Genomic DNA, 22,551 nt, shown 5'->3' on the forward strand with positions numbered 1-22,551 from the left:
CCAGTCCTCACGCTTGGGAAGCTGCTCGAACGTATGCTCGGGCGGCGGCGAGGGCAGGGTCCATTCCAGCGTATCCGCGTACTCGTTCCAGTAGTTGTTCTGGGTCACCCGCGCGCCACGGAACAGCGCATAGAAGACGATACCGAAGAACAGCAGGAACGAGGCGAAGGAGATGAACGCACCCCAGGACGAGATGTAGTTCCAGTAGGCGAACGCCTCGGGGTAGTCGATGTACCGGCGCGGCATGCCCTGGCGGCCCAGGAAGTGCTGCGGGAAGAAGGTCACGTTCGCCCCGATGAAGAAGAGCCAGAAGTGGATCTTGCCCCAGAACTCGGAATACTGGCGCCCGGTGATCTTGCCGAAGTAGAAGTAGACGCCGGCAAAGATCGCGAACACCGCACCCAGGCTCATCACGTAGTGGAAATGCGCCACGACGTAGTAGGTGTCGTGATAGGCCCGGTCGACGCCCGCCTGGCTCAGCACCACGCCGGTCACACCGCCGACGGTGAACAGGAACAGGAAGCCGAAGGCGAACAGCATCGGCGTCTTGAACTCGATCGAGCCGCCCCACATCGTCGCGATCCAGCTGAACACCTTCACGCCGGTCGGAACCGCGATGACCATCGTCGCCAGCATGAAGTAGGCCTGCTGGTTCAGCGACATGCCGACCGTGTACATGTGGTGCGCCCACACGACAAAGCCCAGCACACCGATCGCGATGATCGCCCAGACCATCGGCAGGTAGCCGAAGATCGGCTTCCGCGAGAAGGTGGCGATGACGTGGCTGATGATGCCGAACCCGGGCAGGATCACGATGTACACTTCCGGGTGGCCGAAGAACCACAGGATGTGCTGGTACAGGACCGGATCGCCGCCGCCCGCAGGATCAAAGAAGGTAAAGCCGAAATTGCGGTCCATCAGCAGCATGGTGATCGCGCCCGCCAGAACCGGCAGCGACAGCAGGATCAGCCACGAGGTGACGAAGATCGACCAGCTGAACAGCGGCACCTTGAACAGCGTCATGCCCGGCGCGCGCATGTTCAGGAAGGTGGTGATCATGTTGATCGCGCCCAGGATCGAGCTTGCGCCCGACACGTGCACGGCAAAGATCGCCAGGTCCATCGACATGCCGCCCTCGGTCGTCGACAGCGGCGCGTAAAGCACCCAGCCCACGCCCGAACCGGCCTGGTCGTTTCCGCCCGGTGCCAGCATGGAGGCGACACCCAGCGAGGTGCCGGCCACATACAGCCAGAAGGACAGGTTATTCATCCGCGGGAACGCCATGTCCGGCGCGCCGATCTGCAACGGCATGAAATAGTTGCCAAAACCGCCGAACAGCGCCGGGATGACAACGAAGAACATCATCAGGATGCCGTGATAGGTGATCATCACGTTCCACAGATGGCCGTTCGGCGTACACTCACCGTCGCCCGCGAACAGGCGGAAGCCCTCGAGGCACATGTGCTGCACGCCCGGCTCCATGAGCTCTAGGCGCATGAACACGGTCAGCGCGACCGAGATGAAGCCCGCAAGGGCCGAGAAGATCAGGTAAAGGATCCCGATGTCCTTGTGGTTCGTCGACATGAACCAGCGGGTAAAGAAACCGCGCTGGTCTTCATGCTCGTGACCATGAATGGCTGCGTCCGCCATTAAGGTGCCTCCTGTTGCAATGCCACGCGCACCCGGGGATACGGGCACGCGGATTCCTGCCGGTTTTAGAATTTGTCCGCTCCGCCCTCAAGTCCGGAGTTTGATCTGGATCAAGATAAATGGCCGCACCCCCTTGCGGTGGCGGCCGCGCTCACGCCACGCCCCGGCGGCGGCGCCCCCGGCGCAGCAGGATCTCGGCCAGCAGCAGGTAAGGCACGAAGAACGCAACCACCTGAATCCGGTCGAACGGCCCCGTCAGACCGGGTGTTGACCCCGCCCCGCCAGTCAGCGCGAACCACAGGACATAGTGCATCCGAAAGATCCACGACCCCACGGCAAGGATGACGAAACGCGTGGCCCATTCGAAATGGCGGCGCATGTCCTTGTTGAGCGCGTGATAGACCGTATTGGCCGCCGCCACCATGATCAGCCCGCCATAGATGGCGAACCACAGGCTCATCCACCATCCGCCCACCGTGCCGCGCCCGGCGATATAGGCCAGCCCCGCGCAGCCGGTCACCAGCGCAAGCGCCAGCAGGGCATACCCCCAGCGCCTGTGCAGTCCCGGCCACCTGCGCCGCAGCACGGGCAGCGCCTGCACCGGCGCGCCCAGCGTCAACACCGCCCCGGCGATCATGTGCAGCGCCAGCAGCCAGTCGGTGACGCCCGGCACCTCGGCAAAAACCCGGCTCAAAGCGGCCGGAGCATCCGCCACCAGCGCCTGCAGGCCCAGCCCGGCCGAGTAGAGCACGAACCACATCACGTTCAGCGCGAGAATCGTCAGCAGGATCGAGGGCAGGCGGCGTCGCATACGCCAAGGTTAGGCCGCGCAGCGCCCACCGGCCAGTGCGGTGGCTTGATCCAGATCAATACACATTCAAAAATCAGAATTTAATCTATGCGAAATCCGGCATGTATCGAGAGGACCCACGCCATGACCGCCATGACCACCGAAAAACCGGCCGAGACTTACTCGCCGCTCTACTTCCTTGCCTCGCTCGGGGCAGGGGGGCTTGCCGTCACCTTTTTCATGTACTTGATGTTCTGGGTACCGCATCCCGGTCAGCCGGTGCCCGTGTTCGAAGACCTTCAAACCGTTTTTGCGACCGGCTCTGTCGCGCTCAAATCGGCGGCATTGCTGGCGATGATCGGCATCGCGGTCTTCGCCTTTCTCAACGTCCGCTCGCTGCTCTGGAACCTCTCGGCGCTGTCGCGATTCCGCCGCAGCCCGTCATACCAGGCGCTGCGCAGCTCAAACGCTGAAACCACCCTGCTGGCCGCGCCGCTGGCCTCGGCGATGACGATCAACGCGATGTTCATCGTGGGCCTCGTCTTCGTGCCGGGGCTCTGGGGTTTGGTCGAATACCTCTTCCCGCTGGCGCTGGTCGCCTTCCTTGGTCTCGGCATCTGGGCCTTTCGCCTGATCGGCGATTTCCTGGGTCGCGTCCTGACCGAGGGCGGCGTGTTCGACATGACCGCTCATAACTCCTTTGCGCAGCTGCTTCCGGCCTTCGCGTTGTCCATGGTCGGCGTGGGCCTTGCTGCTCCCGCCGCGATGAGCACGAACTCCCTGACCGTCGGCGCATCGCTGATCCTGTCGACCTTCTTCGGGATCGCCGCCATCACCTATACCGTGGTTGCCTCCGTCACGGCTTTCAGCTCGATGTTGCGCTTCGGCACCGCGCGCGAGGCCGGTCCGACCCTCATGGTCATCGTTCCGATCCTGACCGTTCTGGGCATTCTCTTCCTGCGCCAGAATCACGGCCTTCACGCCGCCTTCGACACGCATGGCACAGCCGCTGAAACCATGGTCTTTCTCGCCCGCCTTCTGACGGTGCAGATCCTGTTCCTGATGCTCGGCCTGCTCGTCCTGCGCCGGCAACACTACTTCCGTGACTTCGTTTTCGGCTCGAAACTGTCGCCCGGCTCCTACGCGCTCGTGTGTCCCGGCGTTGCCCTTTCGGTGATGCTGCACTTCTTCACCAACAAGGGTCTGGTCGGCGCCGGACTGATCGAGAAATTCGGCCCCGCCTATTGGTCGGTCACCGCGATCGCGCTGCTCTTCCAGGTCTCGATGATCGCGCTGGTCCTGCGTCTCAACCGCCAGCATTTCCGCCGCCCTGCCGAGACGCTGGTGCCGGCCCAATAAGCGCCGGGCCGCGAGCCATGCAAGGGGGGTACCGCCATGTACAAAATGGTCAATCCCTCCTCTGACACCGGTACAAAACGGTCAAAACGGGGGTACCAAACCCGGCCCGGTCCGAAACCGGGCCGGGTCGCTTGACGCAGCAGCCGGGCTCGGCCACACCTCTGGCAACCGCCGTTTCGCAACAAGGGCTGCTGCAATGACTTATGATCCCGACAACATCTTCGCCAAGATCCTGCGCGACGAAATCCCCTCGACCCGCGTCTACGAGGATGATGAAACCCTTGCTTTCATGGACATCATGCCCCGCGTCGACGGGCATCTGCTGGTGATTCCCAAGACACCGTGCCGCAACCTCCTCGACGCCACGCCCGAGCAGTTGTCGGCGGTGATTGCGACCACCCAGAAACTGGCCAAGGCCGCCCAGAAAGCCATGGAAGCGCAAGGGGTTACGATCCAGCAATTCAACGAGGCCGCCGGCGGGCAGGAGGTTTTCCACCTGCATTTCCACGTCCTTCCCCGGCATGAGGGCGTGAAGCCCCGTGCCCCTGGCCAGATGGGTGACAAGGACGCCATCGCTGCCCATGCCGAGGCGATCCGCGCGGCGCTCGCAGGTTGATGAAGTCATTTTCTTCTTTTGAAAACATGGAATTACAGCGCACTTCTGCGTATTAGTGCCAGTGCGCCTCCGACATGAAATTGCCGCTCCGTGGAACCGGAGCGGCAGATCACGCATTAATGCAACACCCGAGCCAACCACCCGGCCCGCCCCTCACTCACAGGCGGTTCAAAGGAGGTAGCACCGCAGGATCCGGTCCCGCATGATCCAAATGGATCAAAACGGTACAACACGCTGGATCTCCGGGGCTTTTCTTTGGCCGGGAACGACCAATATCCTTTGGTCAGAGGACATCGGAGGCTCCGAGATTCGAGACGAGACGTCAGACCGCACGACCGTATCCCGCGACGAGGTGATCGCCGCGATTTACGAAACTGTGCTGCGCCCTGAGCTCTACGAGATGTTCATGGAAGCCTGGGAGGAGCATATCGGTGCGATTCTCCGTGAACCCTCTGTCGCCGCTCGCCTCGACGCGCAAGACACACAAGGCGGGATGGAGATCGACCCCGAATTACAGGCCCATTTCGCCCGTGCCCATGACATCCTGGAACAGATCGGCCGCAAGGTTCCCCGCGCGGAATTGCGCAGCCGTGTCGCGCAGACACAAGGTTTCGCGATTCTCGCCGCACCTGATGGCCGCATCCTCGCCGCCGGAAACGAAGCGCGCTCGGCGATGGGAGAGGGCGGTACGCTCGATGATCTGTGTACCCATCTTACCGGCCATGGCGCCCAGATGCTGCAAAGCCTCCTCAAGGCTGCGCGCGATGGCGACGCGGCCGCCCATCCCATTGTTCTGACGACTGATATTCGCCCGCGCCACCTCATTGCACGGATCGCCATAGACGAAGGTGCACCCGTCCAGGTGGTGATCGAAGGGCTCGATTACCAATGGACCGACGAGGCTGAGCAGATGCTGGTGACGTCGTTCGGCCTGTCGAGGGCCGAGGTCGACGTGGTTCGCAACCTGATGGCCGGGGAAAGCCTGCGGGCCATCGCGGCGCTTTCGGGGAAATCCGAACACACTGTTCGCAATCAGGCCAAGTCTGTCCTGGCCAAAACAGGTGCGCCGGGGCAGGTCGAGCTGATCCGCCTTGTTGCCTACCTCGTCGACACCGAGGTCCGGGGGCGGGTCGGGCATCCCGGCAAGGTGGTACTACCGTCGGAAAACCTGCGGATGGGTACCGGGCTGGACATGCAGCTGTACCGCTGCGGTGATCCGCGCGGACGACCGGTGATCTACCTGCACGGCATGCTCGACGGGATGGCGCCGCTCCAATACCTGCAGTCACGGTTTCGCCAACGCAACATGAGGGTTCTTGCCCCGGTGCGACCCGGTTACGGCCTGTCCAGCGGCGTGCCCTCTCCCGATGCTGCGGTGGATGCCATCGTCGCACATGTTCGCGAACTCATGGACCGGGAAGAGCTGGAGCAACCGGTGATCCTTGGGCACATGGCCGGTGCCTTGTTCGGCCACGTCCTGTGCGCACGGCTGCGTAACCAAGTGGCAGGAATGGTGGCCGTTTCCGGTGGCGGACCGATCCTGCGGATGAAGCAGATCTCGCAAATGGCGCCGCGCCAGCGCGTGATGTCCTATACCGCCCGCTATGCGCCGGCGCTTCTGCCTTTCTTTGTGCGTGCGGGCATGGCGCTGATCGACAGCGACCGGATCGGCAAGCTGATGGATACGTTGTACCTGCCCGGCAGTCACGAGCGTCGGGTCATTGACAGGCTCGGGGTCGAGGAGTTGATGCATGCAGGGTATCGCTTTGCGGTGCAGTCCGGCGCTGGCGGCTTCGTGTCGGACGGTCATCTTATGGTCCGTGACTGGACTCCCCAGATCCGCGGCGGCGGCGCGTCGGTCATCCATCTGCACGGCGCACGCGATCCGGTGATCCCGGCCGAGGCCACTCGTGCCTTTGCCGAAGTGCATGCGCATGTGGAATTCAGACTGCGGCCCGAGGCGGGCCAGTTCCTGCTTTACGAGGAGCCGCATCGTGTTCTCGATGCGATAGACGAACTGAACGGTAAGTCCTGAGCGTGCAGGGACGTTCAGCTTTGCGTTTGCATGGTCGCGTCAAAGGCGCGGCGTAAAGCAACATCCAAGTCATCCATCGTCACCGGGAGGCCCAGATCGACAAGCGACGTTACGCCGTGATCGCTGATGCCGCAGGGAACGATCCCCGAGAAATGCTCCAGATCCGGATCGACGTTGATCGAGATACCGTGAAAGCTGACCCATTTGCGCAGGCGGATGCCGATCGCCGCGATCTTGTCCTCGGCCGGGGTGCCGCCTGGTGTGGCCGGCTTGTCCGGTCGTGTCACCCAGACGCCGACACGCCCTTCACGTATCTCGCCGCGCAGGTTGAACTCGGCCAGTGTCGCGATCACCCATGCTTCGAGATCTTGAACGAACTTCCGTATGTCGCGCCCCCTGCGGTTGAGATCGAGCATGACATAGACCACGCGCTGTCCGGGTCCGTGATAGGTGTACTGACCACCACGTCGGCTTTCATGGACGGGGAAGCGATCGGGGTCTCTCAGGTCTTCGACCCGGGCCGATGTTCCGGCGGTGTAAAGGGGCGGATGCTCGAGCAACCAGATGCATTCGTCGGCGCGGCCCTCGGAAATATCGGCGACGCGCGCCTCCATGAAGGCGAGCGCCTCGTCATAGTCGGTCAGGCCGTCGGTAATCTTCCATTCCATGGCAGGTGCATAAACCAGTGCCGGGGCAGGGGGAAGGGTCAGGCCGCCTCGGCCAGGCAGCGTTGCAGGATCTGCCGATAGGTGTCGACACCCTGCGCCCCTGTCACGAGGTAGCGACCGGCAAAGACCATCCCCGGCACGCCGGTAATTCCTCGGTTGGTCCAGAACGCCTGCTTTTCACGGGTGGGTGCTTCGTGATCGCCCGACAAAAGAGCGTCCCGCGCCGCATCCGCGTCGAGCCCCGCGCGCGCGGCGGCCTCGCAAAGGACGTCGATATCCGAAACATCCTGACCCTTGGAAAAGCAGGCCTCGAACAGTGCAAGTTTCAGCGGGTGCTGACGGCCCTGGCCTTCCGCCCAGTCAAGAAGCTGGTGAGCGCGAAACGTGTTCCAGATCCGACTGTCGTCATTGAAACGAAAGGCAAAGCCTAGTTCGGCACCGAGTTCCGTCAACCGGGCTCGGGCCGCCGCGCTATCGGCGGGCGAAGAGCCGTATTTCTCGGTGATATGTTCGCGCAGGTTTTGCCCCTCCAGCGGCATGTCGGGGTTCAACTCGAAAGGATGCCATCTCAGATTCGCGATCATGCCTTCTGCGGCCAACGCCCTGTCGAGTTGCAGAAAGCCGATGATGCACCACGGGCAAACCACGTCCGAGACGATGTCGACCTGAAGTACAGGACGGTCCTGCGGCGGTATTTGTTCGGTCATTCTGGCTTACCTTTCGGGGCGTCTGAATTGGTTACGCCACCACTTGGTGATGCGGCAAAGGAAATCAATCGAAAACCTGCTTTTGCCTCTTCACATCCCCCGGACGCTCGTCTATACGCCCCTCACACCAAGTCAGGGCAGTGCGGTCGTGGCGGAATTGGTAGACGCGCAGCGTTGAGGTCGCTGTGGGGTAACACCCGTGGAAGTTCGAGTCTTCTCGACCGCACCAAACTCAAGAGCCTGAGGGCTTTGCCTCTACCGCTCGATTTCCTTCAAGTTTCTGTTTTCATTTGATTTTCGACTCTGGGTTCGTTCCGGCGCCGAAACCGCGCGCAGCGCTGACTTGCCGCGGCTGGTTGGCCTTCGGTGAACACCGCCTGCGGGTTATGCTATGGTAAAACCACCCGCTGCCAGAATGGCTCTCACACGGGTTTCGCAGGGAATGCTGCCATGAGCGAATGGGAAATCCGTATCGAGGCGCAACCGGTATACCTGTTCGGTGATACCGGGAATGATCATCTGTACCTCGTCCTTGTTTCGCCAGAGCAGGATGAATGGGTGTTGCGGGGGTATCCTTCGGGTATCTTCAATGTTGGCCCGATCATTGTCGAAGACTCGGTTCCGATCGCTGACAGCAGGGACTATCGGCCGATCGAGGATCGCGAACGCGTCGGCAGCCGAGTTCTTGATCTCGAGGGGCGCGATCCACTGGCCGTTTGGGACATCATGCGACAGCAAACGCGCGCCATCGAGGCAGCAGAGATTGCTTATGATGTCTTTTCCATGAACTCCAATTCGGCTGTCGCCTCGATGTTGCATACGGTTGGATTGCGGATAGCCGATAATCTGCCGGACCAGCCCGACCGCGAAGATTCCTTTCCGGGGATCGATTCCATCCTGGATGTATTCGATTTCGTTCTGTCCGGTGCGGATGACAATGACGTGATCTGGGGCGGGAGCCAGAACGACACGCTTTCCGGCGGTGCGGACGACGACTCGTTAAGCGGACAGGCCGGACGCGATCACCTTATGGGTGGAGATGGCGCCGATTTCCTGAACGGGGGATGGGGAAGTCATGACCAGCTGACCGGTGGCAACGGTGCGGATCGGTTTTTCCATGCGGGACATGCCGGTCATGGCACGGACTGGATATTGGATGCGGACTTTTCCGAAGGGGACCGGCTTGTTTTTGGCTCAGTCGCTTCTGCCGATCACTTCCAGGTAAACATCGCGAACACCGCCGGTATGGGCGATGCCGAGGTTGCCGAGGCTTTTGTCATCTGGAAGCCGACTGGGCAGATCCTGTGGGCCCTCACAGATGGTGCGGAGCTGGAGATGATCACGATTCGCGCCGAAGGGTCCGAGTTCGACCTTGTCATCTGAGTGCCATCGATCCCGAGATATTGATACGGATCAAGGTCAGGGCATCGCAAATAATATATTCGCTGTTTGATATGTTATGGAGGGAGCACAATGGCTACCGCAAATATCTCGTCTGAATTCTTCGGGTTTCTGAACCAGCTTCTGAACTCGTCCGATCCTCTTGGTGACATCTTTGGCTTTTCGTTCGACAACGCGGACCTGCTGAACGAACTGGACCTTTCCGGGGACGGGATATCCGCGATTTCGGCAAGCCCGTCGCAAATTGTCGTTTCGATACCGAATAGTGCGGGCAGTGACTTCGTCGCGACCATCAACGGTGCAGGCATGGGGCCGCTGACCAGTTCGGAACAGTTCCTCGCGGCCATTTCGAATGGAACCGCAACCGGAACGCTCGATGGCATTTCGATTGCGCAAGATGGAACGGACGTACTGGCGTTGGCCTTCACGCCGACAGGGCTGACCCTCGAGTCGGGCGCGCAGGCCATCCAGCTTACCGGGACGTTTCCCAATCAGCTTGCCGGCCTTTCCAGTGTTCTGGCATTGACCAGTATTCTCGACCCCGACTCGCTGGCCGACCTGACGGAGCAGGAACGCAACGATCTCGTTACCGCGCTGTCTGCGGTAACCATGGAAGGTTTGACGCTGACCAACGGCGGTACGGAGGTTCTGGCCTTCGACATCATGCCCACGGGTGTCACTTTGACCACCAGCGCATTTCTCGTCGAGCTTGCCGGCACGATGCCGTCCAGCGTTGGCGGGCTGGTCTCTGAGCTGTTGACGGCGCTTGATGGTGGTGCGGACATTCTGACCGGTCTGTTCCAGGCGCTCGACGTCACAGGAATCCGCCTCGCGGATGGGGCAGGGACGGATCTGCTGGTGATCGATGGTGCTATTGACGACCTTGGATCGCTCGAACTGTCCATCGATGGAATTCCGGTTGCCCAGGACACCGATCTTTTGTGGGAAATGGGCGGTTCGGATGTCGTGCTGACAGCAGGTGACGAAGCGGCCTTCCTCATGGGTACGAATGGTCAGGACGCGCTGACTGGTGGCCTTGGAAACGACACGGCCATTGGCCTCGACGGTCTGGACACGATCCTGGGCGGTGATGGCGATGACCTGCTGCGCGGGATGGACGGCGACGACCGGGTACTTGGCGAGCTCGGCGACGACACGATCGAGGGCGGCGACGGGAACGACACGCTGAATGGCGGTGACGGGGACGATGTGATCAATGGCGGCGAAACAGATGCCGACTTGCGCGACGTGATCCTCGGCGGAGACGGTAATGACAGTCTGGACGGCGGCTATGGCAACGATCTGATCTATGGACAGGCGGGCAACGATACGCTGGCCGGTGGATTCGGCGCGGACGAGTTGCAAGGTCAGGAGGGCGATGACGTCGTTACGGGCAGCGCGTTGTCCGATCTCGTGTTCGGCGGTGACGGCAACGATTTCGTCAATGGCGGCTTCGGTTATGACCGCATCAATGGTGGTGACGGCGCTGACCGGTTCTTCCACCTCGGGGTTTTCGACCATGGCTCCGACTGGGTACAGGACTACACCGCCGCCGACGGGGATGTGCTGGTCTTCGGCCAGGCCGCAACCGTGGACCAGTTCCAGATCAACCTTGCCCACACGGCAACGCCGGACGGTGAACGCTCGGGCGATGACGACGTGCAAGAGGCGTTCGTGATTTATCGCCCGACGGGTCAGATCATGTGGGCGCTCGTCGACGGCGAGGGGCAGGATGAGATCAACCTTCAGATCGGTGCAGAAACCTTCGATCTGTTGGCCTGATGGCGATGCGGACGGTCCTCGGGGGCTGAACCCTCGGGTGATCGTCTGTTTCTTCATGAGGATGGTGCGGGCGGTGGGAACCTGATCCGTATTGTAACTTGTGCTAAATTGTCCAAAATCTCAATGCCCGTTGCGTTTTTGAACATCTGCGGTGTATGAGGCTGTCCAGAATTGTCGTAACATGATGCCCACCAAGTGGGGGCTGGATGGCAGGACTGAACAAGCTCAAGACCGCAGAAGTGAAGAACGCGCCCGCAGGGACGAAGCTCCAAGACGGCGGCGGCTTGCTGTTCATCGCCGGGGCCAACGGCGGGCGATGGAAATACCGATTCCAGATGAACGGGCGGCGGCGGGAAATGGGCCTCGGCTCTTACCCGGCTTTGTCCCTGGCGGATGCCCGGAAAGAGCGGGCGAAATGGGAGGCTGTCGCTAAGGCGGGCCGCGATCCGGTGGTAGAGCGGCAGCGCGAACGCGACGAGGAAGCCGAAGCCGCCAACCGGGCCGATCCGACCTTTGCCGATATGCTCGATCTGTTCTTTGACAGCTACAAGGCGCGGCTGCGCGGCGATGGCGGGGCGGGGCGCTGGCTGTCGCCCCTCACGCATCATGTGGTGCCTAAGATCGGCAAGCGGCGCATCACGGATCTTCACCAGCGCGACATACACGACGCTCTCAAGCCGATCTGGCACACAAAGCACGAAACTGCCGACAAGGCGCTGTACCGAACGCGCAAGGTACTGCATCACGCCCGCCTGTCGGGCTACGAGGTCGATCCGTTCATCTGTGACGCGGCCCGCCACATGCTCGGCCATGTCGATGCCGTCGAAACGCCGATTCCCGCAACGCCGTGGCAGGAGATCCCGGACCTGTACGCTCGCCTATCCGAGAAGCCGCATCCCTCCTATCTGGCGCTGCGCTTCACGATCCTTACCGCCGCGCGGGGAACGCCGGTCAGGGGCGCGCGGTTCGATGAGATAGAGGGCGACGTATGGACGGTGCCTGCCGACCGCATGAAAGGGAACAAGGGGAAGGTCACAGATTTCCGCATACCGCTTTCGATGGCCGCTCTCGCCGTAGTCGATGAATGCCGTGCGCAGCGTCGCAACGATTTCCTTTTCCCGGCCCCGCGTGTAAATGCGGGGGTGTCAGACGTGGCGATGAAGAAGGTGCTGGATAGGCTCAGGGAAACGGGGCGCACACACGGCTTCCGCACGTCCTTCCGAACGTGGGTGCAGGATACCGAAGCGGGAAGCTACGAAGTCACGGAAACCGCCCTGGCGCACATAATCGGGTCGAAGGTCGAGCGGTCCTATGCGCGCTCCGATTTGCTCGATAGGCGGCGTGTCCTGATGCAGAAATGGGCTGATTACGTGACGCAGGCGGAGTCGAAGGTGGTCAGCCTTCGCGGGCGGTGAACTCGGCCACGGCCTTCGCATGGCGCCAACCGTCGCGCCAGTTGGCCCACGGGCCGAGATAATCGTCGCCCTCGATGATCCCCTCGGGATGCGGGTTGAATGTCTCGGGCTTCCCGGCCCGATACGCTTCCTGCCCTCTGATGAAAACCTGAACGCGCTTCCAGGACGATGACCGGACCTGCATGATGAACAAAGCAGCCGAGCGAGCGTTTGGCGGCGTGGACTTTGGCCGGAAGTCATTGTTTTTTGATGGTTCCGAGTGCTAGTGTGCGTGTCGCCTTCATGTAGTCGCTGATCGTCACCGCGAAGATGAAAGGTACGACTCCTCATCTCTGGCTCGGCAACTTTCTCGCCCGACTGAGACGCGCATCATGCCATAGTCGTTGTAGCTGGAGCGTCAATTGTGGGCAGTCGTACAAGTCTCGATGCCGATCAGGATAGCAGATATGGCCTCAAAGAACGGCATCACCTCCCTGAGCCATAATTCCCGCAGAATCTCCAGCGGGGTAGTCCAGACGGCGGGAGCAGCTAATTCTCATTTGCACAAGGACTAAAACGAACCACTCGGTTGGGGCAGTTTAGTTGACGGCTGCCAGCTTTTTTAAGCATCCTCGCATTGGAAACCAGACCAATCATGCATTAACAATCGACTTCGACCAATCATATCAGACTGTTTAGTCTTAGCTGGCACCCGAACCTCAAGAGGATACTCCATACAGCCTTATTTGTTCTGGTCTCCCTCTGAGCTTGGTTGCCCCCAAATCCAGCCAGTCTTCTGGATTTGTTTCGCTAGTCTCAAAGACTGCTTCAGATGCTACAATTCGCATGTCTAAGGATTTTGCGATACCTTCGATTCGGGCGGCTTCGTTCACTACAGCGCCAAAGACGCCGAACTCTAGATGACGTGAATCTCCAACTACACCCGCAATGGCATTTCCAGTATGCAGCGCAACGACAGTGTCGGCGGTAGAATGATCAGGCTCGAGTCCATGAATGCGACCCGAAGACAGCACATTGCTGAGGTGTTCTGCAGCCGCAAGAGCTCGTCGTGCGGCAAGATTGATTGGTCCACTCAGCCCAAAAACAATCAAGACACCGTCGCCAATGAACTTTTCGATTACACCGCCATGTTCCTGAACAATTTCGACGACGCGCTCTCTGAATGCCGACAACAGTTGGGTGGTTCTTTCGGGGCCAATCCGATCGCTTATGGCCGTAAAATTTCGGATGTCTACGAACGCTATAACAACGGTGACAGAACGACCATGCTTCAACAAAGCGAGACGTTCATCGCTTAGGTTTTGCCGAAGCTCTTGTGGAAGGAAGGGCGCTGTATTGCGTTCAATCTCAGATTGCCAAGAAACGCTCCAAACCAGTTTACGCGTGCGCCATACAGCGACAATGCAAACGCAGCCAATAGCAGAAAATATCACTAAGCGAATGAAATTGGATGCGAGGTCAAAGTTGCCAACCAAAAAATCAATCTCAGCGGGTTTCAATACGGCATACGGCGTACTGAAGATCATTATCCCAAGCCCGGCAACCAACGAAACCGTAAGGGAAGCTTGAAGAAAGATTCTAAAGCGAAAAAGTTGCGAGACGAAGACTAGAACCGCAAAAAGCGATGCTGGTGATGACAGGATCACGTGAGCACCCGAATCATGCAGCCTTGCACTGTAGTATAGGTTAGAAAGAACAAGAACTACATCTAGAAAGCCGAAAATCCACGGTATCCATGTTCTCATCAATTGAGTTTGAGCGACAACGATCGATAAGCAACCGAGAGCAAAGTAAGTTGAAACAACGATCAAGGCCAGGGTAACGCTGGGCATGCTTCCAATATTTTGATCGCTAGGATTTTTCGCCAAAATTATAATCGAAACACCAAGCATTACGGATACAACAATTCGAATGAAGCCGATTAATTGTTCAGCTTCAGTATCGGCACGGCACATAGCTGAGTCAGCAAAGGATTTCATTTACTCCAACTCACTTGAAATTACCCCTTCGGGTGACCGTCTTGAAAGTTAGTACATGGCCAGACTTTGGTCTATTGGGATGGCGCTTTCGATGCTGGTGGCCAATATTTCAGGGCGCTGTGAAGCCAGACAGTATTGTAGGGGCAGGAGCTTGGTAAACGATCGTTCTTTGGCAGGAGATTACGGCCATGCGTATTGATCGGTCGGAAGGTCTGTACTGGCTCCGTAAATTTGTCTGCCTGCAGAGGACTCTTTCATGAGTTCGCCGGAGTACATGAATGGTACCAAGTGGTTAGCACATAGGCTGCCAGCAGTTTCTCTGGTAGATGCAAGCCGATCTGCCAACTCATAAGGCGAGCTTGGGGATGTCTGCGACGGGTCCGATCACGGCATCATCGGAAGCACTTCCTGGCGGGACGTCTTGGTCCTACAAGCTGGCCACTATCGCCTAGATCAAGTCAACGCGCTTGAGCCAATATGGCTCTCTCGCGTTGGACAAGAGTACTCTCGTTCGGCAACGCTAGCTTGGCCAAGTATGAAGGGCTTGGTCGAACCATACGACCTCCTTTCACAAAAATGGGTTGAGGCAATATAGTGAAAATGTCTGAACACGATGTTTGCGAGCAAAAGGCTTCCTTATCATTGGCTCTAAAGCCAATTGAGAAAATTGGTTTGCTGATCTGGATTTCGAAGGCCATTCTCTTCTGCCTTGTTGTTGGGGCTACGAAAGCTTCTCAAGCAGATCCGCTGACCGAACGTGGGATAGATCCCAAGACGATCGAATTGATGGTTTCTGAGTTATCGACGGATTTACGTTATACCCGGTTTGCAGAAATAGAAGTCCGCACTGCAGAAGAGACTCTCACCGACCGTGTTTTGATCGACTTCGATCCCAAGACCCCAGCAGGCATCGATCTGACCCTGAAGTTCGATAAGCAGACACCGACTACCGCTTCAACACGACGATTTCGTCGCGTTTTGGAAAGCCGGATGCGATTGCAGCATGAGATTAGATCGCTAAATGTTACATATGATCCAGATAGCATTTTGCTGTTGTCTAGCAGTGGACCGATTGACATTTATCAATTTCGCTATAGTCCGTTTGGTCTTGCTCAAGATATTGCATGGATCCGTTTCCTCCAGGGACGCATTTGGGTAAATGATGATAGGGTAACTAGGATCCTTTTGACTCTTGATGAAGGTCGAACCTTTTTTCATGATGGCACTCTTGTTTCGGACTACAGGTTAGATGTCAGCTTCGCTCGTGCGAGCAACGGTACCGACGTCATCCAGAACTCGGTTAATGTTATTGTAGCTAGAGACCTTTTCCTGGGCGTAGTACCAAATAATCAGAAATTCGTCACAACAGTTCGGTCGACTGCAGTCAGCTATGAAGATGAGGATGGAAAAGATGTGACACCACGGAGCTCAGCAGCTCTTCAGGGTGTCGATTTGAGTAAATTCAATAATCCGGTTCGGGTAAATATTGATCGGAAATTCCCAATTTTTGGTAAACAGGCCCGTGCAGCTGGCTATGAGTTCCCCAAGCCTTTTGGCGTTAGCCTAATGTATACCGACTTAACGACTATGTTGAACTTCACGAGTTTTGAGATCAACGGCGTCCGAGAGCCGATCGAAGCAATTTTTAGTCCGAACGGGTCGGGTATCGACATTCGCGCCAAGACTCCACAGCTCCGAGTGGACTGGTTTCCGTTTCCCTTTCTTAACGTCATGGGTTTGATAGGTGAATTGGAGGCCAAAGGAAACTTGAAAATTCGAACAACAGGACTTGGGCAACTTGTCGGTTTACCTCCAGTTATCGAAGAACAGATCACAATCAACTCGAGCGTACTTGGCGGCGGGCTGACGCTCGCCGGTGGCTGGCGCAATTATTTCGCTTCATTGACTGGAACTGCCATGACTACTGTAACCGAAGATGCGGGAACAAGATCAACAGCTTACACAGTGACGCCACAAGTTGGATATTATTTTCCCAGATACCGTCTCAGAGTGATGGTGGGAGCTGATTACGTGAAGCTGGATAACAAGATGGTGGGAAGCATACCGCTGCCCGATGGAACCAACCTAGACTTTAACATCGGGTTGGAGCACGAGGAATGGGCTAGTCGGTTTGGGATCTACAAACAGATTGGAAATAACATGGAGCTAACTCTAACCGGCACATACGGAGATACCAGAAAGGGTGCAACCGTAATGCTCGGCTATCGCTTCTGAAACCGTGTAATCGCATAAATCTAGGGGCTGTTCGGATTCAATCTCAGTTGACCATCCCCCCGCGTTCCGGGCTATTGGCAGCCAGAGTTCCCACCCTTGAATGAACGTAGGCGGGGGTTTCAAGAAGCGAAAGCGTTTAACAAATGAGCAGATCATCGGCGTGCTGAAGGAGATTGAGGTAGGCGCAGTGATGAACGACGTCTGCGGCACTTGCAAAAGCTACTGGTCAGCGAGGACCTGCTGATCATCGATGAACTGGGCTTCGTGTCGCTCAGCAAGACCGGTGCCGAGCTGCTCTTCGAGGTTATCTTCAGGCGATACGAGCGCGGCACGATCATCGTCAACTCCACCCGCCGTTCGATGAATGGACCGAGGTGTTCGGCTCGGAACGCCTCGCGGGTGCCATTCTCGACCGGCCGGCCCGTCATGGTCATATCCTGAAGGTGAACGTCGAAAGCTTCCGGCTGCGCGAAAGTCGAAAAGCCAAAAGCTGAAATCCACACAGAACGGCGAGAAGTGCTGGCCCTTTGCCAGCGTGCCTTGGCGCGCGTTAGTTTTTTGGAGAGCCCGCGCGCCAAGGCGCGAAGATCTACTAACCATAGTGTTCAATTTTACAACGGGAACTTGGTCAATTTTGGCTCGGAATCGACCACAAGATCGGCCTTGACAGGATTTCCAGCTTTCAGCGGTGCAAATTTCAGGGGGAGTGAAGCAAAAGGCTACGCGTCAAATATTCCTGAAGCGTCTATGACTGGCAACCAGACATGGTTCTCGAGCATTTCCCAGTTCATTGCTTCGTTATTAGGGCCTTGTTTCAGCAGAGTAAGAAGATTTTTGTCTAGATGGCAGCCCCCGCGGACGTAAGGGATCAAAATATTAGTGAAGTTGATGGCGTATGCTAGGCCTAGTTCATTCAACATCACCCCATTCTTTTCATGGACAATGGATTTGCCTTTATCGAGTTCTCTCAAGACTCGTCGCACGGACGTCTGCGGTATGTTGGTGTATGCGCTGAGCCCCCAAGTTGACCAAGGACCCTGATGTATCATCAAGGCTTGGTGTACGCGCTGTATCGGAGGGGTGTAGTTGAACCAGTCGAATGTGATCTGCCAGCGCCGCCAGAGACGCAATCGATTTCGATGAGTTGGGTCAATCTGCATGTGTGCTATGGCTTCCTTGTTCTTCAGCGCGAGTCCATCCGTCTTAGCGTCAGACCCCGCCACTGATCAGCCTGACTGATCTTGAACAGAGTGCTAAGCGGGTTGGATACAATTCCGCAGATGCCAATGATGACATGTATTCTTTTCAATGATAGGCCATTGCTCTGGTATCCTTGGCAACAGTAGTTCCTGCTTCGCCGCGGATCGCCCGTGCGACATCGACAAGCGAACAGATGATAGCACGCCCGCCGGTATTGCGGGCAAATCTCTGGGCAGATTCTACTTTGGGGCCCATCGAACCTGCCGGAAACTCAAACGCATCAAGCGCATCCGGAGCGGCAGACTTAATGGCTTTTTGTTGCGGCTTTCCGAAATCCACAAAAACCGCCGGGGCATCGGTCGCGATCACGAGGACATCCGCGCCGATGTTTTCTGCCAGCAGGCAGGACGAGAAATCCTTGTCGATAACCGCCTCGACGCCGACAAGTTTGCGCTCTGCGTCAGAGGCGTACATCGTGGGGATGCCACCGCCGCCAGCTGCTATGACGACCGCGCCCTTTTCAAGCAGCCACTTGATCGGCTCAATCTGGAATATACGCTTAGGTTTCGGTGAGGGCACAACGCGACGCCACATTTCTCCGTCAGGCTTCATGGTCCATGCTTTTTCAGCAGCTTGGACTTTAGCCTCATCCCTGCTGTATTGCGGACCGATGAACTTCGTCGGGTCCAAAAACGCCGGATCTTCGGGATCAACCTCAATCATCGTGAGCAGGGTCGCGATGTGGTGCTCTGTTGGCAAGATGTTCCCCAGTTCCTGTTCAATCATGTAACCGATCATGCCCATTGTTTCCCCGACCAACACGTCCAGGGGATATTCCTCGACGTCGGTATAGGCGATTTCCTGCAAGGCCAGCATCCCAACTTGCGGGCCGTTTCCGTGCGTTATCACAGTCTCATGCGAACGGCACAACGGTGCCAAGGCTTCTGCAGCAATACGGGCGTTCTCGCGTTGATTTTCCACGGTCATATCTTGACCGCGTTTCAGCAGGGCATTTCCGCCTAATGCGACGACGATTCGGCCCATGGCTCAGGCTCCCAAGGTAGCGACAAGGATGGCCTTGATGGTATGCAGCCGGTTCTCGGCCTGCTCGAACGCAACATTCATAGGGCTCTCAAAGACTTCTTCGGTTACTTCCATCTCAGAAATTCCAAACTGCTCATTGATGTCTTTGGCGACCTTCGTATCAAGGTTGTGGAAGGCTGGCAGGCAATGCATGAACTTCACGTGCGGATTGCCGGTCTTCTTCATCAGGTCCACGTTCACCTGATACGGAGAAAGCAATTTGATCCGTTCGGTCCAAACCTCCTTGGCTTCGCCCATTGACACCCAAACGTCGGTGTGCACGAAGTCGGCACCCTCCACGGCCGACGTGTTGTCTGTAACGGTGATACGTGCCCCGGTTTGTTCCGCGCGGACGCGTGCCATCAATTGGATCTCTGCGCTTGGCTGCGTTTCCTTAGGTGAGATCATACGCACATCGCATCCCATGATAGCACCCAGCATCAAAAGGGAATTTCCCATGTTCGAACGGCAATCGCCACAATACGCAAAGACGATCTCGCTGCGTGGTTTATCTGCGTGCTCAACCATCGTCAGCATGTCGGCCAGCATCTGCGTCGGGTGCCAATCGTCGGTCAAGCCGTTATAGACTGGTACGCCCGAATATTCCGACAGTTCTTCGACCATTTCCTGGCCAGCGCCACGAAACTCGATCGCGTCAAACATCCGGCCCAATACACGAGCAGTGTCCTTCATGGACTCCTTGTGGCCGATTTGGCTGCCCGATGGATCGAGATAGGTGATGTTCGCTCCTTGATCGTAAGCCGCAACCTCGAACGCGCAGCGCGTACGGGTCGAAGTTTTCTCAAAAATCAGGCAGATGTTTTTTCCTTTGAGCGCTTGTTGTTCCGAGCGAGCATATTTCGCCCGCTTCAGATCTCGGGCTAGATCCAAGAGATAGAGCATCTCGCGCTGCGAGAAGTCCGAGATCTTGAGGTAACTGCGGCCCCTGAGGTTGAATGCCATTTTGGTCTCTCCAAAAAAATGGTGGACTTCGTCTTGGTTCGCTCTGTGTTTGGGTTCAGTAAGCGGGATCGCGCAGGATCGGGCAGGTCATGCAATGACCGCCACCGCGCCCTCTGCCGAGTTCCTGTCCGGAGATCTCGATCACCTCGATCCCCGCCTCGCGCATCAACTTGTTTGTGTGAGTGTTGCGGCGGTATCCAACTACGACGCCTGGTTCCAAAGCCACAACATTGTTACCGTCATCCCACTGTTCGCGTTCGGCTTGGAAATCGTTACCGCCGGTGCCAATAACTTGAAGTGAATTCAGTCCGAGAGCTTCTTTGTAAACGTCGAAGAGGTGACCTTTCTCAAGGCGCGCATCAATGCCTTTCTTATCGTCGGGGCGCAGCGAAATGCATGTGATCTTATCGGCAACCTCGTTGAACGATGTCACTTTGTCATGATCCAGGCAGGTGAATACAGTGTCCAAGTGCATCGCAGCCCGGCTCTTGGGCATCACGCAAGCGACGACCCTCTCCGCCCCGCCTTTCTCGAACAAGGCCTTGGCCAACAGTGCAACAGCTTGGCTGGTCGTCCTTTCGCCCATTCCTATGAACACAGTGCCTTTGCCCATGGGTTGGACATCGCCACCTTCGACCGATGCTTTGGCGAAGTCCTCGTCGCTATCGCCCCACCAAATCTGAAAATCAGCATCCTTGAACATGGGGTGAAACTTGTAGACCGTTCGCATGATCAAAGTTTCCGGTTTGCGCGCGGGCCAAAACATTGGGTTAATGGTGACGCCATTGAAGATCCAGCAAGAGGGGTCGCGCTGGAACAATGCGTTGGGAACGGCAGGCAAAAGAAAATCGCTCTGCACGATGAGATTGTCGAACTGCGGATTGATGGTTCCTTTCGGCAACTCGGAAAAGATGATGCCGCCAAGCATATGGCGCGCGATGTTCTTGGCATCCATCTCGTCGAGCCAAGAACGCATTTCCGTTGCGGGGCCAAGGCCGACGATCTTCGGCGTTATCAGACGATCCAGCATAAACGCGCGAGCGGTACCATCCGCCATGACATCGGCCAGAAGATCTTGAATATCGAAGACCTCGACGCCACGCTCCCGCATTAGAGAGACAAACTCGGCATGATCCCGGCGGGCTTGCTCGACCCAGATCACATCATCGAAGAGAAGCTCCTCACAATTGCGAGGCGTCAGCCTGTCATGGGCCAATGAAGGTCGCGAAACGATTACCTTGCGCAGCTTTCCGATCTCTGAATGGACACCATACTTCATGAATTACCTCTATTTTGCGGATCTGGCGCAGCCTGTATCATCCGGTCAGCCGCTGGGCCCGGTTGCTTTTGGGTAGATTTGATCCATACGTGGATCGGTATTCCTGCAATAATCAGAAGAAAGCCTAGGAACACGGTCTCGGAACCTGATCCATAGAGGGCCCAAATCGAATAAACGAAGCCCAGCATTCCCAAAATCGCAATTTTGAGACGCCCCAGGGGCTGTGCCGCGCTCTTATTCCGCCGAACGAGAATCATCAGTTCCGCCAGAGCGCACAGTGCGTACGGCAGTAGACTGGACATTACGGCCAGAAGAATAATGGTCTCGAACGCCCCCACGAGCCCCTTGGAAAAGTTCATCACGATCAGAACCGAAGCGAGTAAGTTCGAGAGGATTAGTGCATTTGCAGGCGTGCCATAGTTGCTCAGATTGCCGAGAGCACGAGGAAATACGCGATCCATTGCCGCTCCGTAGGGCACTTGGCCAGTCAGAAGCGTAAAACCATTTAACGTCCCAAAGGTAGAAACCACGGCACCCAAGGCAACCAAGAACCCGCCGACCGCACCCCACATAGTCGTGGCAACCAGAGCGAGCGGCGCAGAGGAGGTGGCGAGTTCACCGCTCGGCACGACCCCGATCGCCACGAATGTCACCAAGATATAGACGGCGGCGGTGATCAACACGCCGATGATCGTTGCACGCGGAATCGTCTTTTTCGGATCGACGACATCGCCCGATGGGACAGTTGCGGATTCCAACCCCAGATAAGCCCAAAGTGTCAAAGCCGCCGCCGCCGAGACTGCTGCCATGGATGACTGGCCGCTAGTGTTGAACGGCGCGAAGTTCTGAGACTCGACCCAAAATAGCCCGAGTAGCCCAATCGCGACTAATGGCACCAGTTTACCGATGGTTGTTATCGTTTGCACAAGACCTGCCTCCGCAACGCCCCGGATGTTGATAAGTGTCAAAAACCAGATCGAGATGAGCGCGACCGCGAGGCTAAGCGTCTGACTTTCGTCGACTGCCGGGACAAGAAAACCTAGATAACCCACGAGCGCGACGGCAACGGCAGCGTTTCCGGTCCAAAGAGCAATCCAGTAACCCCATGCGATTATGAACCCCGCAAACTCGCCATAGCCGACCTCGCAGTAGGCGTAGGGCCCCCCGGGTTTTGTGACGAGTTGCGCGAGCCTCCCAAAGATGATTGCCAGGACGATCGCGCCTGCCGATGTCAATATCCAGCCCAGAAGCGAGATCGGACCGAAGGCAGCCAGAGAGGCCGGCAACAGAAAGATTCCGCTACCGATCATGTTGCCAATCACGAGCGCCGTACAGGCGCCCAGCCCAAGTGCGGCCTGCTTTGCCGGTGCGTTGTCTTTCGCGCCCACC

Annotated in this window: 18 protein-coding genes, 1 tRNA gene and 1 pseudogene; 9 read left to right on the forward strand and 11 right to left on the reverse strand. The window is 57.5% G+C overall.

The annotated features are described in order from the left end of the window. Both ctaD and ACFORG_RS15205 read right to left on the reverse strand, forming a co-directional pair. Positions 1 to 1,650, reverse strand: a 1,650-nt coding sequence (ctaD, locus tag ACFORG_RS15200) for a cytochrome c oxidase subunit I (RefSeq protein WP_386736379.1), incomplete at its 3' end; no start/stop codon positions are given. Positions 1,651 to 1,801: 151 nt separating this feature from the next. Further along, positions 1,802 to 2,461 carry a DUF2306 domain-containing protein gene (locus ACFORG_RS15205; protein ID WP_386736380.1) on the reverse strand — a complete coding sequence of 220 codons (660 nt, stop codon included), beginning with the start codon at positions 2,459 to 2,461 and terminating at the stop codon, positions 1,802 to 1,804. A gap of 132 nt (positions 2,462 to 2,593) precedes the next feature. Here ACFORG_RS15205 and ACFORG_RS15210 point away from each other — a divergent pair, with 132 nt between their 5' ends. The 3 genes from ACFORG_RS15210 to ACFORG_RS15220 all read left to right on the forward strand — a co-directional run bounded on the left by ACFORG_RS15210 (position 2,594) and on the right by ACFORG_RS15220 (position 6,450). Then, positions 2,594 to 3,799, forward strand: a complete 1,206-nt coding sequence (locus ACFORG_RS15210; RefSeq protein WP_386736622.1) for a TsoY family (seleno)protein — start codon at positions 2,594 to 2,596, stop codon at positions 3,797 to 3,799. Positions 3,800 to 3,995: 196 nt separating this feature from the next. Then, on the forward strand, positions 3,996 to 4,415 hold the full coding sequence (locus ACFORG_RS15215; protein WP_386736381.1) for an HIT family protein: 420 nt from the start codon (positions 3,996 to 3,998) through the stop codon (positions 4,413 to 4,415). A gap of 202 nt (positions 4,416 to 4,617) precedes the next feature. Further along, positions 4,618 to 6,450 (forward strand): alpha/beta fold hydrolase, encoded by a 1,833-nt coding sequence (locus tag ACFORG_RS15220; protein WP_386736382.1) that lies wholly within the window; start codon positions 4,618 to 4,620, stop codon positions 6,448 to 6,450. A 14-nt stretch (positions 6,451 to 6,464) separates the two neighbouring features. Here the strand turns inward: ACFORG_RS15220 and lipB are convergent, their stop codons facing one another. Both lipB and ACFORG_RS15230 read right to left on the reverse strand, forming a co-directional pair. Continuing rightward, a complete protein-coding gene (lipB, locus tag ACFORG_RS15225; protein ID WP_386736383.1) occupies positions 6,465 to 7,118 on the reverse strand; it encodes a lipoyl(octanoyl) transferase LipB in 654 nt (217 codons plus the stop codon). A gap of 38 nt (positions 7,119 to 7,156) precedes the next feature. After that, positions 7,157 to 7,825 (reverse strand): DsbA family oxidoreductase, encoded by a 669-nt coding sequence (locus ACFORG_RS15230; RefSeq protein ID WP_386736384.1) that lies wholly within the window; start codon positions 7,823 to 7,825, stop codon positions 7,157 to 7,159. A 142-nt stretch (positions 7,826 to 7,967) separates the two neighbouring features. On the opposite strand from ACFORG_RS15230, the gene ACFORG_RS15235 reads away from it, so the two are divergent. From ACFORG_RS15235 to ACFORG_RS15250, 4 genes are all read left to right on the forward strand, one after another. Continuing rightward, a tRNA-Leu gene (locus ACFORG_RS15235) sits at positions 7,968 to 8,054 on the forward strand. 221 nt (positions 8,055 to 8,275) lie between these two features. Next, entirely contained in the window at positions 8,276 to 9,208 is a 933-nt protein-coding gene (locus ACFORG_RS15240; protein ID WP_386736385.1) for a calcium-binding protein, read from the forward strand. Positions 9,209 to 9,298: 90 nt separating this feature from the next. Continuing rightward, a complete protein-coding gene (locus tag ACFORG_RS15245) occupies positions 9,299 to 11,008 on the forward strand; it encodes a calcium-binding protein (RefSeq protein ID WP_386736386.1) in 1,710 nt (569 codons plus the stop codon). Between the two features lie 206 nt (positions 11,009 to 11,214). Then, positions 11,215 to 12,423 (forward strand): tyrosine-type recombinase/integrase, encoded by a 1,209-nt coding sequence (locus ACFORG_RS15250; RefSeq protein WP_386736387.1) that lies wholly within the window; start codon positions 11,215 to 11,217, stop codon positions 12,421 to 12,423. Here the strand turns inward: ACFORG_RS15250 and ACFORG_RS15255 are convergent. Together ACFORG_RS15255 and ACFORG_RS15260 are read right to left on the reverse strand one after the other, a co-directional pair. After that, positions 12,404 to 12,607, reverse strand: coding sequence for a hypothetical protein (locus tag ACFORG_RS15255; RefSeq protein ID WP_386736388.1), 204 nt, complete (start codon positions 12,605 to 12,607; stop codon positions 12,404 to 12,406). The two genes, ACFORG_RS15250 and ACFORG_RS15255, sit on opposite strands and share 20 nt — an antisense overlap. Before the next feature lie 514 nt (positions 12,608 to 13,121). Further along, entirely contained in the window at positions 13,122 to 14,402 is a 1,281-nt protein-coding gene (locus ACFORG_RS15260; RefSeq protein ID WP_386736389.1) for an adenylate/guanylate cyclase domain-containing protein, read from the reverse strand. A 600-nt stretch (positions 14,403 to 15,002) separates the two neighbouring features. On the opposite strand from ACFORG_RS15260, the gene ACFORG_RS15265 reads away from it, so the two are divergent. After that, positions 15,003 to 16,637, forward strand: coding sequence for a hypothetical protein (locus tag ACFORG_RS15265; RefSeq protein WP_386736390.1), 1,635 nt, complete (start codon positions 15,003 to 15,005; stop codon positions 16,635 to 16,637). A 189-nt stretch (positions 16,638 to 16,826) separates the two neighbouring features. Then, a pseudogene (locus ACFORG_RS15270) lies at positions 16,827 to 17,131 on the forward strand (ATP-binding protein); the annotation flags it as partial. 225 nt (positions 17,132 to 17,356) lie between these two features. On the opposite strand, the gene ACFORG_RS15275 reads toward ACFORG_RS15270, so the two are convergent. The 5 genes from ACFORG_RS15275 to ACFORG_RS15295 form a co-directional block, all read right to left on the reverse strand. Beyond that, positions 17,357 to 17,797 carry a hypothetical protein gene (locus ACFORG_RS15275; protein WP_386736391.1) on the reverse strand — a complete coding sequence of 147 codons (441 nt, stop codon included), beginning with the start codon at positions 17,795 to 17,797 and terminating at the stop codon, positions 17,357 to 17,359. 145 nt (positions 17,798 to 17,942) lie between these two features. Beyond that, positions 17,943 to 18,881 carry a carbamate kinase gene (gene arcC, locus ACFORG_RS15280; protein ID WP_386736392.1) on the reverse strand — a complete coding sequence of 313 codons (939 nt, stop codon included), beginning with the start codon at positions 18,879 to 18,881 and terminating at the stop codon, positions 17,943 to 17,945. A gap of 3 nt (positions 18,882 to 18,884) precedes the next feature. Then, positions 18,885 to 19,883 carry an ornithine carbamoyltransferase gene (gene argF / locus ACFORG_RS15285; RefSeq protein ID WP_386736393.1) on the reverse strand — a complete coding sequence of 333 codons (999 nt, stop codon included), beginning with the start codon at positions 19,881 to 19,883 and terminating at the stop codon, positions 18,885 to 18,887. Positions 19,884 to 19,938: 55 nt separating this feature from the next. Further along, positions 19,939 to 21,162 carry an arginine deiminase gene (locus tag ACFORG_RS15290; protein ID WP_386736394.1) on the reverse strand — a complete coding sequence of 408 codons (1,224 nt, stop codon included), beginning with the start codon at positions 21,160 to 21,162 and terminating at the stop codon, positions 19,939 to 19,941. Beyond that, positions 21,159 to 22,550: an amino acid permease gene (locus ACFORG_RS15295; protein WP_386736395.1), complete on the reverse strand. Its 1,392-nt coding sequence runs from the start codon at positions 22,548 to 22,550 to the stop codon at positions 21,159 to 21,161. Before ACFORG_RS15295 ends, ACFORG_RS15290 begins: the two co-directional genes overlap by 4 nt. Between the last annotated feature and the right edge of the window lies 1 nt (position 22,551).

It is taken from the genome of Lutimaribacter marinistellae (assembly GCF_042648365.1).
GTDB lineage: Bacteria > Pseudomonadota > Alphaproteobacteria > Rhodobacterales > Rhodobacteraceae > Lutimaribacter_A > Lutimaribacter_A marinistellae.

Bases quoted from the DNA above. Each gene is read 5' to 3' on its own strand.
- ACFORG_RS15205 (WP_386736380.1), bottom strand. From the start codon at position 2,461: ATGCGACGCCGCCTGCCCTCGATCCTGCTGACGATTCTCGCGCTGAAC.
- ACFORG_RS15210 (WP_386736622.1), top strand. From the start codon at position 2,594: ATGACCACCGAAAAACCGGCCGAGACTTACTCGCCGCTCTACTTCCTT.
- ACFORG_RS15215 (WP_386736381.1), top strand. From the start codon at position 3,996: ATGACTTATGATCCCGACAACATCTTCGCCAAGATCCTGCGCGACGAA.
- ACFORG_RS15220 (WP_386736382.1), top strand. From the start codon at position 4,618: ATGATCCAAATGGATCAAAACGGTACAACACGCTGGATCTCCGGGGCT.
- lipB (WP_386736383.1), bottom strand. From the start codon at position 7,118: ATGGAATGGAAGATTACCGACGGCCTGACCGACTATGACGAGGCGCTC.
- ACFORG_RS15230 (WP_386736384.1), bottom strand. From the start codon at position 7,825: ATGACCGAACAAATACCGCCGCAGGACCGTCCTGTACTTCAGGTCGAC.
- ACFORG_RS15240 (WP_386736385.1), top strand. From the start codon at position 8,276: ATGAGCGAATGGGAAATCCGTATCGAGGCGCAACCGGTATACCTGTTC.
- ACFORG_RS15245 (WP_386736386.1), top strand. From the start codon at position 9,299: ATGGCTACCGCAAATATCTCGTCTGAATTCTTCGGGTTTCTGAACCAG.
- ACFORG_RS15250 (WP_386736387.1), top strand. From the start codon at position 11,215: ATGGCAGGACTGAACAAGCTCAAGACCGCAGAAGTGAAGAACGCGCCC.
- ACFORG_RS15255 (WP_386736388.1), bottom strand. From the start codon at position 12,607: ATGCAGGTCCGGTCATCGTCCTGGAAGCGCGTTCAGGTTTTCATCAGA.
- ACFORG_RS15260 (WP_386736389.1), bottom strand. From the start codon at position 14,402: ATGAAATCCTTTGCTGACTCAGCTATGTGCCGTGCCGATACTGAAGCT.
- ACFORG_RS15265 (WP_386736390.1), top strand. From the start codon at position 15,003: ATGTCTGAACACGATGTTTGCGAGCAAAAGGCTTCCTTATCATTGGCT.
- ACFORG_RS15275 (WP_386736391.1), bottom strand. From the start codon at position 17,797: ATGCAGATTGACCCAACTCATCGAAATCGATTGCGTCTCTGGCGGCGC.
- arcC (WP_386736392.1), bottom strand. From the start codon at position 18,881: ATGGGCCGAATCGTCGTCGCATTAGGCGGAAATGCCCTGCTGAAACGC.
- argF (WP_386736393.1), bottom strand. From the start codon at position 19,883: ATGGCATTCAACCTCAGGGGCCGCAGTTACCTCAAGATCTCGGACTTC.
- ACFORG_RS15290 (WP_386736394.1), bottom strand. From the start codon at position 21,162: ATGAAGTATGGTGTCCATTCAGAGATCGGAAAGCTGCGCAAGGTAATC.